The sequence below is a fragment of the Exiguobacterium artemiae genome, assembly GCF_033342815.1.
GTDB classification, from domain to species: Bacteria; Bacillota; Bacilli; order Exiguobacteriales; family Exiguobacteriaceae; genus Exiguobacterium_A; species Exiguobacterium_A artemiae_A.
Window position 1 is genome coordinate 91763 of sequence record NZ_JAWPEN010000001.1, and the last position, 15198, is coordinate 106960.

Sequence of the window (15198 nt, forward strand, 5' to 3'; positions counted from 1 at the left end):
GCGTCTTTTTCGAGCCTTATTCGACGATTTCGTCGTCCATGACAGTCGTAGTTTTTTTCGTAACTTCTGCGACCGCACTTCGGTTAAACGTCAATTGCGCGTTACCCGACTTCAATGTGACGGTTGTCTCATCTACTTTTTGTACGACCCCATGAAGGCCACCGATCGTTACGATCGAGTCACCGCGTGATAACTGGGTTTGCATCTCACGCACTTGCTTCTGGCGTTTGTTCTGTGGACGAATCAACAAGAAATAAAACACCACGAAGATCAAGATCATCGGGAGGAATGTCAATAGTTGTTGCATCTGAGTCAGCTCCTTTTCATTCAAATCACGTTCATTATACCGTAAAAAGAATGGAATTGTCAGACCATTTATCAGAAATTCTTCGCGTTCGGTAAATTATAGCCGTATTCTTCAAAGAATTCGTCCTTGAAATCAAGCAGACGATCTTCGCGAATCGCTTGCCGGACGCCTTCCATCAACTTGACGAGGAAGTGAAGATTATGTGTCGAACAGAGGTGCAGACCAAATGTTTCCTGTGCCCGGATCAAGTGATGGATATAAGCACGCGAGTAATTCTTACAGGCGTAGCAATCACATTTTTCGTCGAGCGGACGGAAATCACGGGCATATTTCGCATTCCGGACGACGAGCCGCCCGCTTGATGTCATCAACGTACCGTTTCGGGCAATCCGGGTCGGCAAGACACAGTCAAACATGTCAATCCCGCGAATCGCCCCTTCAATCAAGGCATCCGGCGAACCGACGCCCATCAAATAACGTGGCTTGTCTTCCGGCATGAGTGGTGTCGTGAAATCAAGGGCACGATACATGACGTCTTTTGGTTCTCCGACCGACAGACCGCCGACCGCGTAACCCGGGAAATCAAGCGATGCGAGATCGCGTGCGCTTTGACGGCGTAAATCTTCATACTCGCCACCTTGAATAATCCCGAACAAGGCTTGATCCTGCGGCCGTTCATGAGCTTCAAGGCAACGTTCCGCCCAGCGGCTTGTCCGCTCGACCGACGCTTTCATGTATTCGTGAGAAGCCGGGAATGGCGGACACTCATCAAACGCCATCATGATATCCGAACCGAGGGCATTCTGGATTTCCATCGCTTTTTCCGGTGACAGGAACAATTTATCCCCGTTCAAATGGTTGCGGAAGTTAACCCCCTCTTCCGTGATGTTGCGCAAATCAGCGAGTGAAAAGACTTGGAATCCGCCCGAATCGGTTAAAATCGCACCGTCCCAGTTCATGAATTTATGCAGACCGCCGGCTTCCTTGATGACATCATGTCCTGGACGGACCCACAAATGATACGTGTTTGACAGAATGATGTTCGCGTTCATGTCTTTGATCTGTTCCGGCGCCATCGTCTTGACCGTCGCTTGTGTCCCGACCGGCATGAAAACAGGAGTCTCGAAGCTGCCGTGCGGCGTATGGACGATTCCTAACCGCGCACCAGATTGTTTACAAGTCTTGATATGTTCGTACGTTACTGCATGTTTTGTCATCGGTTTAATTCCTCTCTCGTTAAGAACATTGCGTCTCCGAAACTAAAGAATCGGTAGTTTTGCGCAACAGCTTCTTCATAGGCATGTAATATGTGTTCGCGGGTCGATAAAGCGGATACGAGCATGATCAACGTCGACTTCGGCAAGTGGAAGTTTGTAATCAATCCGTCGATTCCTTTGATTTCCTGACCAGGATAGATGAAAATATCTGTCCAACCGGAAGCTTCAACAAAATCTCCGTGATCGCGGATGACGGTCTCAAGCGTTCGTGTCGAAGTCGTTCCGACCGCAATGATCCGACCGCCGTTTTTGCGGGTCTCACGTAAAATCTTAGCGGAAGACTCCGGTAACTCGTAGTATTCGCTGTGCATTTTGTGGCTGTCGACGTCATCGACAGAGACCGGACGGAATGTCCCGAGTCCGACGTGCAACGTCAACGGCGCAAGCTGAACGCCTTTATCCGTCAAGGCTTGTAACAGTTCCGGCGTAAAGTGAAGACCGGCTGTCGGAGCTGCCGCACTTCCCCGTTCCCGGGCGTAAACTGTCTGGTAACGATCCTGGTCTTCAAGTTGTTCGTGGATATAGGGCGGCAACGGCATCGTTCCGAGTTGATCGAGTACTTCATAAAAAATTCCGGTATACGAGAACTTCAGAATCCGTCCGCCGTCTTCGAGTGCTTCGACACATTCTGCGCGGAGCAACCCGTCACCAAAGGACAGAACCGTTCCCGGTTTGACGCGTTTCGCCGGTTTCGCGAGCGTCTCCCAGACGTCATCGCTTGTCTGTTTGAGTAACAGCAGTTCGATTTTGCCGCCAGTCTCTTCCTTGACACCAAAGAGGCGTGCCGGCAAAACTTTCGTATCATTGATGACAAGAGTATCTCCCGCATTAAAATACGAGACGATATCATGAAACGTTTCATGCCGAAGGGCGCCGGTTTCCCGATTGACGACCATCAGCTTCGAACTGGTCCGATCGAGCAACGGCACTTGCGCGATCTGTTCTTCCGGTAAATGAAAATCAAATAAATTTACATCCATCTTTAGTTTCCTTCTTTCAATCCTAAATGTTGCCGCGCAAACGGCGTCAAAACACGACCGCGTGGTGTGCGTTGTAAAAATCCTTGTTGAAGCAAGTATGGTTCATAGACATCTTCAATCGTCTGCGCATCTTCACCGATCGTCGCAGCAATTGTTTCAAGCCCGACCGGTCCGCCGGCAAAACGTTCGGCAAGCGAACGTAACAGACGGTGATCGACATCATCCAGACCGAGTGCATCCACATGCAGACGATCAAGGGCGCTCGTTGCAAGTGTCGCATCGATTGCCGTTTGGTGTGCGACTTGTGCAAAATCACGGACACGCCGCAACAGACGGTTAGCGACACGGGGAGTTCCCCGGGAACGGAGTGCAATCGCTTCCGCTGCCATCCGGTCCGCTTCAAAACCGAACAAGCGGGACGTCCGCGTAACAATCGCCGACAGTTCCGGCATCGTATAGTACTCGAGTTTCAGCGTCACTCCAAACCGGTCTCGAAGCGGAGCCGATAACATACCGGCCCGCGTCGTTGCTCCGACAAGGGTAAACGGCGGTAAATCAATCCGCACACTGCGGGCGAGTTCGCCTTGACCGATGACGATATCGAGACAATAGTCCTCCATCGCCGGATAAAGAATCTCCTCAATCGACCGGCTTAACCGGTGAATCTCATCGATGAACAAGACATCTCCCGGTTCGAGCGAAGATAAAATGGCAGCCAAATCGCCCGGACGTTCAATCGCCGGTCCGGCTGTCGTCTTGATGCCGACCCCCATCTCATTGGCAATGATCGTCGCAAGCGTCGTCTTACCAAGACCGGGAGGACCGTATAAAAGGACGTGGTCCAGTGTTTCCTGACGGATTTTTGCCGCTTGGATAAAGACACTTAAATTGCCTTTTGCCTTCTCTTGACCGATGTATTGATCAAGCGTCTGAGGACGTAAACTCCACTCTTCCTGATCTTCCGCATGTGCGGATTCTGACAAAATCCGTTCTTCCACGTTCTCACCTCACATTCAATAACAACTGCAACGCCCGCTTCACGTATTGATCCGTCGACAACACTTCACCTTGAAGTGCTTTTTTGACTTTTTCGACTTCCCGCTCACTGTATCCAAGTGCCGTCAACGCTTCACATGCTTCATTTAATTCCGCATTTCCTTGGGCAAACAATCCTTCGCTCGGAATATAATCCGGTGCGAGCTCTGCCAACTTCCCTTTTAAATCAAGAGTCATCTGCTTCGCCGTCTTTTTGCCGACACCGGGGAACTTGATCAAATAACTTTCCTTTTCCTGCTCAATCGCTTCCACAAGCGCATCGACGTCTCCGGACGCCACGATGGCGAGTGATCCTTTAGGACCGATTCCTGTCACGCCAAGCAATTTTGTGAACAGCGCCCGTTCCCGTCTTGAACGGAAACCGAACAAAACTTCCTGGTCTTCTCTGACATAATGATACGTATATACGATAACCTGTTCGTCTCCGGTCCGATAAAAAAACGGGTTCGGTGCTACGATTTTGTAGCCAATCCCCCCGACCTCGATCGTCACGAATTCCGCACAGACATAAGCGACTTCGCCGCGTACGAATTCTATCACTTTAGAACGCTCCCATCCATTAACAAACTCTCATGTTATTGTAGCATATAACGAGGAGGCTCTTCAAAACGTAATTCTTTCCACCAAAGACGGTCACGATGGAAATTCATCTCTTCTAAACTACTCAAAAAACGAACCAGAAAAGCGGAATGCGACATTCCTTTCTCTGGTTCGTAGTACGTAAATGGTTCAGATTGACTTTTCTTTTCGGGCGATTAAGAACGTTCGAGCATCCGTTCGAGTGCAAGTACCGCATATCGTGTCGTTTCCGTATCAACGGTGATGATATTGACCGGCTGTCCGGCTTCAATTTGTTCGAGCGACCAGGCGAGGTGTCGTAAATCAATCCGGTTCATCGTCAGACACGGACACATGAAGGGATTCAAGGAAACGATATCAAGTTCCGGATAATCGTTCGCCAGTCGTTGCACTAAGTTCATCTCTGTACCGATCGCCCATTTTGTCCCCGGTTCCGCCCGTTTGATTTGATCGATGATATAGGCTGTCGAACCGTTCAGGTCTGAGGCTGCGACGACCTCAAAGGAACATTCCGGATGGACAAGAATTTTCCGCTCCGGATCCGCTTGACGGAACTGTTCAATTTGTCCGACCGTAAACTTCTCATGGACGGAACAATGTCCCTTCCACAGGACGACCCGGATATCCTCATCCATTCCGTCGAAGATCAACCGATCCGCAATCGGATCCCAGACCGCCATCTGTTCCAGGGGAATCCCTAAAGCGTGTGCCGTATTTCGCCCGAGATGTTGGTCAGGCAGGAAAAAGAGAATCTCGCGTTCCCCGAGTGCCCACTCGACCATCTGAACGGCATTCGATGACGTGACCGTCGCTCCGCCGTGCCGTCCGACAAACGCTTTGATTTCAGCTGTTGAATTGACATAGGTCAGCGGGAGAATCGATCGGCCCAACCGGTTCGTCAATATCTCATATGCCCGTTCCGTCTGGAATCCGTTTGCCATATCAGCCATTGAGCAACCGGCCCGCATGTCCGGTAAGACGACCGTATGCGTTTGATCCGTCAGCATATCCGCCGTCTCTGCCATGAAATGAACGCCGCAAAAAACAGTATATTCTGCATCTGTCATCTGTTTCGCCAGTTGGGCGAGTTGGAGTGAATCTCCGGTCGCATCGGCGAACTGAACGACCTCATCTTTTTGATAATGATGCGCCGGTAAAAATAATCGTGAGCCCATCCGTTCTTTAATACCTTTGATGATCGCGACTAATTCTGTATCTGTTTTTTCTAAATACGTTTTTGGAATCCCCTGCTCTGTAAACAAATCAAGACTCATCTTTTTTTCCTCCCGCAATTTTCATACTGATGTCTAACGCCGGTGCTGAATGGGTCAATGCACCGAGTGAAATGTAATCTGCCCCGCATTCGCTATAAGCCGGCAACGTATCCAAAGTAATCCCGCCAGACAATTCAACGGTGATCGATTTCGGAATCCATGACCGGAACTGTTTGATTTCTTCCGGTGTCCGGTTGTCGAGCATGATGATGTCAACTCCCGCCGCGACTGCTTCCTTGACCTCTTCACCGGTCTCGACTTCGACTTCAATCGGTGTCGTATGACCGACTTGCGCCTTCGCCCGACGGACAGCTGCTGTAATCGAACCGGCGACGGTGATGTGATTATCTTTGATCATGACGGCGTCATCGAGTCGACCGCGGTGATTAAATCCGCCCCCGACTCGAACCGCATGTTTCTCAAGCATCCGGAGTCCCGGTGTTGTTTTACGGGTATCCGCAATCCGGACGTTCCCGGCGACCAGACGGACGGCCTGATCCGTCAATGTCGCGATTCCGGATGTCCGCTGAATCAGATTCAATGCGACCCGCTCTCCCGTCAAAATCGCTTGTAACCGTCCGGACCACTTCGCGACGACTTGTCCCCGGAATATCGGTTCTCCGTCCCGGACAAGTGTTTCGTGTTCGACTCCGAGCAGTCGGGCTAGTTCGACCAATACCGCTTCACCGCAAAAAATACCGTCCTCTTTCGACATGAAGTGACCGGTTCCGAGTTCATCGCCGGTCAAACATACCTCACTCGTCACATCCTGATGCCCGATGTCCTCCACCAAAAAATCCTCAAGCTGTCGTCGTAGATACCATCTGTTCATGTGGTTGTTCTCCTTTTAGTCGTTGAATTGCGCCTTCAAGCAACAGCTTTGCCGTCATCAGATGCAGGCGGTTCAGTTCAGCGTCCCGCCCTGTTGCCCGTTCCTCGGGTCGGTTTTTGAAGGTTTCGAGGGTTTGTTTAAGTACGGTTTCATCGAGATGGACGGCCAGCGCTTCTGCCCATGACGGGTCAAGTGCCACCGTCTCTTCGTTTTCTTTAAACTGTTTTTCAGGTAACGGCAGACGGGGCGGCAACTGGAGTCGTAACGCCAGTTCTTTGCCCATCACAAAACATTCGAGAAGTGAGTTCGAGGCTAGTCGATTTTTCCCGTGCAAGCCTGTTGAAGCGACCTCGCCGACTGCATACAGTCCCGGAACAGTCGTCCGTCCGCAACGATCCGTTTTGATTCCGCCCATTAAAAAGTGCACACCGGTCGTGACTTCGACAATATCGGGCAATATGTTCAATATTTCACATTTTTCAACAAATGTTGGAAAGCGTGTTTGCAAATGTTCGACAGGCGTCGTATTGAGATAAACTGCTTCCTGCTCTCGTACTGTCGTGATTCTCATCGCCACTTCATCCCGGGCCGCCAAGTCGCCTTGCGGATGATCCGCCATCACGCGCCTCCCGTCTGCCGTCATCAAAAAAGCACCGGCGCCACGTAAAGCTTCCGTAATCAAGCCGTGACTGACGCCGTCATGTAACAGAACGGTCGGATGATGTTGGATATAACCTAAATCTGATAGACCGGCACCGACCTGAGCAGCCAAAGCTAAACCGTCACCGGTCAAGCTTGGTTCGTTCGTCGAGGCTGTAAACAGTCCGCCGATGCCTCCTGTCGCCAGGATGACAGACCGGGCTGAAAAGACAATCGGTGTTTCACCTTGATATCCCCGTGCTCCGACAACCTGTCGGTGATCAGTCAACAATTCCGTGATGACTGTGTTTTCCATGACAGGATGTTTGAGCTGTCGAAACAGTTGCGTCATGATTCGTTCTCCTGTTTGATCCCCGCCACTGTGAAAAATCCGCGGTAACGAGTGCGCCCCTTCCTGACCTAAAGCGTATGCTCCTGTCACCTGACGATCAAACGTAACTCCAAACGCTTCGAGTTCCGGAATCACCTGTTTTCCGGTTGCGGTGATAAAAGAAATCACCGTTTCATCGGTCCGCCCTTTTGCCGCCTGCTTCGTATCCGCTTGATGGCTGATATGGTCGGCTTCGAGATACGCTGACGCAATTCCGCCTTGCGCCCGCATCGAATTTGTTTCTGTCCTTGTTCCTTTTGAGACGAGAATAACATTCAGATCAGCCGGGAGATGCAGGGCAACCGAGACGGCAGCTAGTCCTGTCCCGATGATTAAAACATCCACTTCTTCTGTTTTATGTAAAGACATATGAAAAACACCTCTATACATTTATATTTACTATTGACTTGACAATAAGTTTGGCATATTTTTAGCTGAGTGACAAGATGAAAGGATACGATAATTGATGATTTATTTAGACCACGCGGCAACGACACCTATGCACCCGGATGCCCTCGAACAGTATCGGGACACGGCAGAACGGGCCTACGGCAACAGTTCTTCGCTCCATGATACGGGAGAAGACGCCCTTCAACTGCTCGAACAGGCTCGGAATAAATTAATGCAATGGCTCGGTGTGACGGAAGGAACAATTATATTTACGGGCAGTGGGTCTGAAGCTAATTACATCGCTTTAAGGCATCTTCTCCGCCAAACTAATAAGACAACTGTCTTGACACTTAAATCGGAACACGATTCTGTTTTACTTCCTTTGCAACGGTGGGCAGTCCATTGGCAGGCACTCGATTTAAAGACGACCGGTGAATTCGACTGGGACTTGTTCGAACAAGCGTGTACGGAGGAGGTCGGCGTCGTCTCCATCCAGCAGGTGAACTCAGAAACAGGATTCATCTTTCCGGTTGCCGCGATTGCCGCCTTTTGCCGAAAAAAAGATATTCTGTTCCACTGCGACGGAATTCAAGGTTTTTTGAAGGACCCGGTTGATTTGACCGACGTCGAAGCTTATACGGTCAGCAGCCATAAAGTTTATGGACCAAAAGGACTCGGTGCCGTCTATTTGCGTCATCCCCTGTTCAGTCCCTATTATGAGGCGCACCACGAATTCGGAATCCGGCCGGGAACCGTCGATGTCCCGGGAATCGCCGCTTTCATGATGGCATGTCACCGTTATCTTCAGGAAAATCAACAGATCCAAGCATCGAGCAAAAGATTTCGTGGTATGCTAAAAAAAAGACTTCCAGCTGCTTATTATCAAATCATTGAGTCCCCTCAGCAACTTCATTCGATTTGTGCCATTCATACGAAACAACGGGATGGTCAATTCGTCCTCCTCGCCCTGAACCGTGCCGGAATTGCCGTCTCGGCGGGAAGTGCCTGTCGTGCAGGTGAAAACGGCCCCAACTCGACTTTACGGGCGATTGGTTTTGATGAGTCGGCGGCTCATGGATTGATTCGACTCAGTTTCGGTCGGATGACGACAGCCGAGGAAGTGGAGCGATGTCTCGATGTTCTCTGTTCTCTGGAGGAATCAGATCAATTGGAAAGGCAGGAATGATCATGGGAAGAAGACAGTCCGGAGAAGAACGCCGGCAAGAGTTGTTAGAAATCATTCAACAAAGCGAACGGCCCGTCACAGGAACGAAGTTGGCGAAGCAGGCAGGTGTCAGCCGCCAGGTCATCGTGCAGGATTTATCGTTGCTAAAAGCAAAAGGATATCCTGTCGTTGCGACCGCAAGAGGATATTTATTAAATCATCCGGAGCTCGACGGATCCCGTCATATGAGAAAAGTCGTTTGCCGGCACGGCAGTGATCAATTAAAAGCAGAGTGTGACGCTGTCGTCGACGAAGGTGTCATCATCCGTGATGTCATCGTCGAACATCCCGTCTATGGCTTTTTGACAGGAGAATTGATGCTGAAAAGCCGCCGTGATGTCCGGGCGTTGATTGAACAGCTGGAAGAAACGCAGGCGACGCCTTTATCCACTTTGACGGATGGTGTCCACATCCATACACTGGAAGCGGATAACGAAGAAGCGTTACATGCCGCGATTGATGCGCTTGATCGCCTCGGTATTCTTGTTTCAGAACTCGATGTTTAATCCCGATGATGACTTTTTAAATACATCCTTTCATGACAAAAGGCCCATTCCTAATCGGAACGGGCCTTTTTGTTATATGGATCAGACGTTTAAATCGTCCGTTCCTTCTGATGGTTCATGTTGTGAGAACACGGCTGAAACGGTTTGGACCCGCCGATTTTCGACGTGCAGGACGGTCAAGGTCAACGGTCCATACACCATCTGAGTCCCCACTTCCGGAATATGACCGACATCTTCCATGATCCAGCCCCCAAGCGACTGCGCTTCCGTTTCCGGCATCGCCAAGTCAAATTGATGACAAAAATCTTCGATGTCATACTCCGCCAGACATTCATACCGGTTCGGACTCACCTGTTTCGTGTATTCGAGTGATTCATCATGTTCATCCCAAATCTCTCCGACCAGTTCCTCGAGAATATCCTCCAGTGTAATCAAACCGGCTGTTCCTCCGAACTCATCCAGTACAACAGCCATATGTGACTGTTTGACTTTTAATTCCGGCAGCAAATCAATGATATGGGTTTGCGGAACGACAAACGAAACCGGACGAATCAACTCGCGAATCTCGACACGTCCGTGCTTGACGAATTCCCGTAAAAAGTCACGTTCTGATAAAACGCCGATGATGTGATCAATCGAATCCTTATAGACCGGCAAACGCGAGAATCCGCCTTTTTGCACTTCACGTAAAATTTCATCAAAACCGGCATCAATGTCGATTGCCTGAATATTCGTTCGCGGTGTCAGTGCTTCTTCGACCGTGACATTCTTAAAGTCAACCGCCCGATGCACGATTTCCGCTCCCGCTTCATCCATGACACCTTCTTCTTCACTGATATCAACTAAAGCGCGTAATTCCTGTTCGGTGACAAGCGGTCCTTTCGGATCGGCCCCAATCAGCAACAACGCAACCTGTCGTAATTTCAGAAACAGGAAGATCGCCGGTTTAAAGAGACTCAGACAGACATGCAGCGGACCACTGATCCAAAACACATACGTTTCCGCATGTTCCCGGGCATAGGATTTAGGAATGAGCTCCCCAAATAACAAGATGAACAGAAACGTCAGGAAAACAATACTGATTTGTACCAATAGCTCCGCCGATACCGTCATCGCTAACCAGCCACCAATCATTGCGACACCAAGGTTAGACAAGGTGTTTCCGATTAAGATGGCGGTCAGCGTCTCCTCATACCGTTGCAACAGACGAAGAGCCTGGGTCGCACGACGGCTCCCCTCCTCTGACTGATGCAAAATCCGTAACCGGTTTGCACTCGACAAGGCGGTTTCAGACGAGGAGAAAAAGGCCGAGATGACAAGCAGGACGAAAAACCAGATGATCTGAATCGCGGGAAGTGGGTCCACGATGCTCTCACACTCCATTTCTCAAATGAACTTGTTGTATTTTAGAACGAAGACTCGATGAATTCGAATTCGAAGTCACGGATTCGAACGACGTCGCCGTCAATCGCACCCATTTTACGAAGTTCTTCATCAACACCCATTTGACGCAACGTCCGGGCAAAGCGTTTGATGGATTCTTCACGCATGAAGTTTGTCATCGTAAACAGCTTCTCGATCCGTGGTCCTTTGATGACGAAGCAATCATCTTCATCTTTCGAAACCGTAAATCCGGCTTCCGGTGCTTCATATCCGTAAACGACACGTGGTGTCGCTGTTTTTTCTTCAAGTTCTTCGAGACCGAATTCTGGCGTCGCATCAACAAGATCAGCAATACGGAATAAGAGGTCACGTAATCCTTGACGTGTTGCTGCCGAGATGGCAAACACTTCAAGACCCGGGAACGCTTCTTTGAACGCTTCGAGATTCGCTTCCGCATCCGGCATATCCATTTTGTTTGCGACAACGACTTGTGGTCGTTCTGTCAGACGAAGGTTGTAATCCGCAAGCTCTTTATTGATGATATTGTAATCTTCAATCGGATCGCGCCCTTCCATACCACTCATATCGATGACATGAACAATGACTTTTGTCCGCTCGACGTGACGGAGGAACTGGTGACCAAGACCCACACCTTCGCTTGCACCTTCAATCAGACCCGGTAAATCGGCCATGACGAAGCTGCGGCTGTCTTCCGTTTCGACGACACCGATGTTCGGTGTAATCGTCGTGAAGTGATATGCCCCGATTTTCGGACGCGCTGCTGAGACGATTGACAGCATCGTTGATTTCCCGACACTCGGGAAGCCGACAAGTCCGACATCTGCGAGCATTTTCAGTTCGAGTTTCAAGTACTTCTCTTCACCCGGTTCACCATTCTCCGCGTGTTCCGGAGCCGGGTTTGCCGGTGTTGCGAAACGTGAGTTTCCGCGTCCGCCGCGTCCACCTTTAGCAACGATTGCCTGTTGTCCGTGATGGACAAGGTCAGCGATGACGGCATCCGTGTCATCATCATAGACGACAGTGCCGGGTGGAACTTTGACGACGAGGTGCTCGGCTTTACGTCCGTGCATCCCTTTCGACATTCCGTTTTCGCCTTGAACGGCTTTAAAGTGACGTTTGTAACGGAAGTCCATCAACGTCCGGAGTCCTTCATCCACTTCGAGAACGACGTGAGCACCATGCCCACCGTCTCCTCCGGCTGGACCGCCGTCTGGAACATATTTCTCGCGACGGAACGCCACTTGCCCGCGTCCTCCATCTCCTGCTTTTACATAAATATTTACCTGATCGACAAACATGTCAGATCCCTCCTATTACTTTTCTTCCTCTGCAGGAAGACTTTCGATTTCAATCACACACTCATACTCCGTCTGTGACTCGATCTCCATCGGCGTCACTAGATCTTTAAGGCGCGACATATCTAGTAGATCCCGATAGATCTCGATGGTCACGCCCTCATGGAAGGTCACGGATACTTCTCCATTCCCCACTTCTATCATGTCAAGCGCAGCTTCAAGAATAGACGCCAGGCGTGCATCCTCGATCTGCTTTGGTGTTTCGATTACATCATATTCGACAGTTAGGCCTGTCCAATCTGCTCGTTGCAGGGCGAGCGCCGTTTTCGGTAGTCCAATCAGGGAAAGTCGTCCTTCTCGTGACGCTTGTTCCCGATACATGGAACAAATCGATTCAACAGCCGCCTCGTCACCCATCGCGCTATATGAACGAACAAGTTGTAATCGGTTCAACCATTCGTGACGAAGTGACTTCAAAAGATCCAGTACCTGCTCATCCTTCATCAGTCCGTTCCCTCCTAAAAAAAACAGACCCTAACCCCTGAAAGTGGCTAGAGTCTGCTTCATCAATCACTTATGCTGGGTAAACGCTGACTTGTTTTTTGTCGCGTCCGAGACGTTCGAAACGAACGACACCAGTTGCAGTTGCGAAAAGTGTATCATCGCCACCACGTCCGACGTTCATACCTGGGTGAATCTTCGTACCGCGTTGGCGGTAGAGGATTGAACCAGCAGAAACAGTTTGACCGTCTGCACGTTTCGCCCCAAGGCGTTTCGATTGCGAGTCACGACCGTTCTTTGTCGAACCTACCCCTTTTTTCGATGCGAAGAACTGAAGATTAAGTTTCAACATGTGGAATCCACCTCCTATATTTGTTCAAGTTGGATAAACTCACCGTAACTTTCAGCGATGGTTCCAAGCTGGACCAACATCGCTTCCAGTAACAATTGGGTGCGTTCACTGACATCCGGTGCTAAGTCAGCATACGGTTCTACATAAAAGTAGCCACCTTCTTGTTGTTCTGCCATTTCAAGGAGCAGGACCTGCCCGAGCAGTGATTCGATGGCATTGTATGCCCCGAAGATCACACTTGATGTGCCGGCACAGACTAAATCTAAACCAGGCTCAGCGAACTCGGCATGTCCTGTCACTTCGATGGAACGGATCAACTCCGCTTCATCTCGTCGAATCTTGACACGTATCATGGCTTACGCTTCGATTTTCTCGATGCGGACCTTCGTGTAAGGTTGACGGTGACCTTGCTTACGACGGTAGTTCTTTTTAGCTTTCATTTTGAAGACTGTGATCTTTTTCGCGCGAGCGTGTTTGATGACCGTTGCTACGACCTTCGCACCTTCTACGAGTGGAGCGCCGACTTTAACATCGTCACCACCAAGGATCAAGACTTCGCCGAATTCTACTGTGCTGTCGACGTCTGCGTTTAATTTCTCAACGTAGATCTCTTGGCCAGCTTCGACTTTAACTTGTTTACCACCAGTTTTAATAATTGCGTACATTACGTGCACCTCCTCTTAGGAACTCAGACTCGCCATCACGGGCAGCGGATGCTTTAAAGACCCGGTCTGTGCGGTTGTAGTCATTTGGGTGCTTCCAAACGAACTAACGTTATTCAGAATACCAAATGAAGCTGACTGTTGTCAATAACGTTCTGCCGGATTCTCAATGTCTTTTGACAAAATCGTCACAGTCGGCTTTCGTACCGGTAAACAGAATGCCCGGTTCACCTTCTATCAGAAGTAATTCAAGAGGACTTTCGGCGAGAAGCAACGGACTGAGCAGAGCGAGCGGAGCGCGAACGACCGCTGCTTCCGCATGTGTCGCGAGTTCGATCAACCGCGGCTCGAGTTGACGGTGGATGGCGATCCGGGACAACTGACCATGATCCCGTGACCGTTCGAACAAGGACTTCCCGTGTCGCTGACGTGTCAGTTCACATAAACCCATTTTCGTAAAACCGTATACTTCGATCTGTTTCGATTCGTGCGCCGCCCGTTCCTTCAACAGTTGGGTCACCCGTGTCTGTCCTTTACTGGACCCTCTCAAAAAATCAACGGCAATCATCCCGCTGATATTTCGCAGACGGAGCTGACGCATGATTTCAACTGCTGCCGCTTCATTGATTTGATCAAACGTCCGTTTTTGTTCCTTGACGGAAACGGTCTTGCCGCTGTTGACATCAATCACGGTCATCGTTTCGACTTCTTCAATCAGCAGGTAAGCGCCCCCGTCGAGCCATACGACCCGGTCCAGCGCCTTCTCAATCGTCCGGTCCACCTGTTCCATGATCGGCAGGCGGCCTTTGATGACAGGACGCTCGACCTGCAACCCCATCTGTTCGAGCCGTTCTTTCTCCGCTCTGGTCGTGACAAGCGCTTCGGTGACATGACTCAACCGTTTCGCTTCCTGAATGATCAATGGCTCATCCTGTTCCAGCGTTGCCTGCTCCAACATATGTTGATGACGCGCACGCAATTGCTTCAATTCCGTCATCAATATCCCAACCTCGGCTTGTGCTGCTTCTGTCCGGTATAAAATCCCTTCCTCTTCCGCCACCGGAATCACTTTAGCCAGTTGCTGTTGGACGACCAAATCCAGCTTCCGGCTGAAACGCACGCGGCGTCCGTAAGGGAAATAAACGAGGAACCGTCCCCCATACGTGATGTTTTGTGTCACTTTATGCTGTTTCGGGGCCGCTCCTTCTTTTACGACCTGTACGAGTACGGTCTGGCCGACTTGAACAGCTTGCCCGATCGTCGGAACTTCCGGATAACGGCGTAACGTTTCCAGTGTTTCATTGATTGGTAAATAAAGCGGCGTCCCGTCCGTCGCAATCAAAAATGCCGCTTCAAGCGTCGGGTGCAGGCGGTCAACTTTCGCATGTAACAATGTCCCGACCCGAAGTTCATCCCGCATCCGTTCGTGGTATTCGACGACCCGACCCCCTTCAACCAACGCTACCCGTTCCAGGGACGGAGTCTGTTCACTAATCCATTTCATCTTCATTCCTCCATGAAAAATAGA

Annotated in this window: 17 protein-coding genes and 1 other annotated feature; of the genes, 2 read left to right on the plus strand and 15 right to left on the minus strand. The window is 50.2% G+C overall.

Annotated features, from left to right (window positions below):
* Window positions 1-16 precede the first annotated feature (16 nt).
* The 8 genes from yajC to R7V76_RS00505 all read right to left on the minus strand — a co-directional run bounded on the left by yajC (window position 17) and on the right by R7V76_RS00505 (window position 7704).
* The gene (gene yajC / locus R7V76_RS00470; protein ID WP_012370963.1) at window positions 17-307 is read right to left on the minus strand and encodes a preprotein translocase subunit YajC; all 291 of its coding nucleotides are present in this window, start codon (window positions 305-307) and stop codon (window positions 17-19) included.
* Between the two features lie 71 nt (window positions 308-378).
* Window positions 379-1524, minus strand: a complete 1146-nt coding sequence (gene tgt / locus R7V76_RS00475; protein WP_026827829.1) for a tRNA guanosine(34) transglycosylase Tgt — start codon at window positions 1522-1524, stop codon at window positions 379-381.
* Window positions 1521-2564 carry a tRNA preQ1(34) S-adenosylmethionine ribosyltransferase-isomerase QueA gene (gene queA, locus R7V76_RS00480; RefSeq protein ID WP_318090796.1) on the minus strand — a complete coding sequence of 348 codons (1044 nt, stop codon included), beginning with the start codon at window positions 2562-2564 and terminating at the stop codon, window positions 1521-1523. Before queA ends, tgt begins: the two co-directional genes overlap by 4 nt.
* Before the next feature lie 2 nt (window positions 2565-2566).
* Entirely contained in the window at window positions 2567-3562 is a 996-nt protein-coding gene (gene ruvB, locus R7V76_RS00485; protein ID WP_026832440.1) for a Holliday junction branch migration DNA helicase RuvB, read from the minus strand.
* A 4-nt stretch (window positions 3563-3566) separates the two neighbouring features.
* A complete protein-coding gene (gene ruvA / locus R7V76_RS00490) occupies window positions 3567-4160 on the minus strand; it encodes a Holliday junction branch migration protein RuvA (RefSeq protein ID WP_012370967.1) in 594 nt (197 codons plus the stop codon).
* Between the two features lie 215 nt (window positions 4161-4375).
* A complete protein-coding gene (nadA, locus tag R7V76_RS00495) occupies window positions 4376-5473 on the minus strand; it encodes a quinolinate synthase NadA (RefSeq protein WP_318090800.1) in 1098 nt (365 codons plus the stop codon).
* Window positions 5463-6305 (minus strand): carboxylating nicotinate-nucleotide diphosphorylase, encoded by an 843-nt coding sequence (gene nadC, locus R7V76_RS00500; protein WP_318090803.1) that lies wholly within the window; start codon window positions 6303-6305, stop codon window positions 5463-5465. Before nadC ends, nadA begins: the two co-directional genes overlap by 11 nt.
* Window positions 6274-7704: an L-aspartate oxidase gene (locus R7V76_RS00505; protein WP_318090804.1), complete on the minus strand. Its 1431-nt coding sequence runs from the start codon at window positions 7702-7704 to the stop codon at window positions 6274-6276. The genes nadC and R7V76_RS00505 overlap by 32 nt, the downstream gene beginning before the upstream one ends.
* Window positions 7705-7801: 97 nt before the next feature.
* Here R7V76_RS00505 and R7V76_RS00510 point away from each other — a divergent pair, with 97 nt between their 5' ends.
* Window positions 7802-8911, plus strand: a complete 1110-nt coding sequence (locus R7V76_RS00510; protein ID WP_318090806.1) for a cysteine desulfurase family protein — start codon at window positions 7802-7804, stop codon at window positions 8909-8911.
* A gap of 2 nt (window positions 8912-8913) precedes the next feature.
* On the plus strand, window positions 8914-9456 hold the full coding sequence (locus R7V76_RS00515; RefSeq protein WP_318090808.1) for a transcription repressor NadR: 543 nt from the start codon (window positions 8914-8916) through the stop codon (window positions 9454-9456).
* Window positions 9457-9537: 81 nt separating this feature from the next.
* Here the strand turns inward: R7V76_RS00515 and R7V76_RS00520 are convergent, their stop codons facing one another.
* From R7V76_RS00520 to R7V76_RS00550, 7 genes are all read right to left on the minus strand, one after another.
* On the minus strand, window positions 9538-10821 hold the full coding sequence (locus R7V76_RS00520) for a hemolysin family protein (protein ID WP_318090810.1): 1284 nt from the start codon (window positions 10819-10821) through the stop codon (window positions 9538-9540).
* A gap of 41 nt (window positions 10822-10862) precedes the next feature.
* Window positions 10863-12158: a GTPase ObgE gene (gene obgE, locus R7V76_RS00525; protein WP_026827820.1), complete on the minus strand. Its 1296-nt coding sequence runs from the start codon at window positions 12156-12158 to the stop codon at window positions 10863-10865.
* A gap of 15 nt (window positions 12159-12173) precedes the next feature.
* Entirely contained in the window at window positions 12174-12659 is a 486-nt protein-coding gene (locus R7V76_RS00530; RefSeq protein ID WP_114595328.1) for a Spo0B domain-containing protein, read from the minus strand.
* Between the two features lie 70 nt (window positions 12660-12729).
* Window positions 12730-13008 carry a 50S ribosomal protein L27 gene (gene rpmA, locus R7V76_RS00535; RefSeq protein WP_012370976.1) on the minus strand — a complete coding sequence of 93 codons (279 nt, stop codon included), beginning with the start codon at window positions 13006-13008 and terminating at the stop codon, window positions 12730-12732.
* 14 nt (window positions 13009-13022) lie between these two features.
* Complete coding sequence (locus R7V76_RS00540; protein WP_026827819.1) at window positions 13023-13361, minus strand: ribosomal-processing cysteine protease Prp; 339 nt, start codon at window positions 13359-13361, stop codon at window positions 13023-13025.
* Window positions 13362-13364: 3 nt separating this feature from the next.
* On the minus strand, window positions 13365-13673 hold the full coding sequence (rplU, locus tag R7V76_RS00545; protein WP_012370978.1) for a 50S ribosomal protein L21: 309 nt from the start codon (window positions 13671-13673) through the stop codon (window positions 13365-13367).
* Between the two features lie 15 nt (window positions 13674-13688).
* Window positions 13689-13759 (minus strand) — a sequence feature (ribosomal protein L21 leader region).
* Window positions 13760-13836: 77 nt separating this feature from the next.
* The gene (locus R7V76_RS00550; protein WP_318090821.1) at window positions 13837-15174 is read right to left on the minus strand and encodes a ribonuclease E/G; all 1338 of its coding nucleotides are present in this window, start codon (window positions 15172-15174) and stop codon (window positions 13837-13839) included.
* Window positions 15175-15198 lie beyond the last annotated feature (24 nt).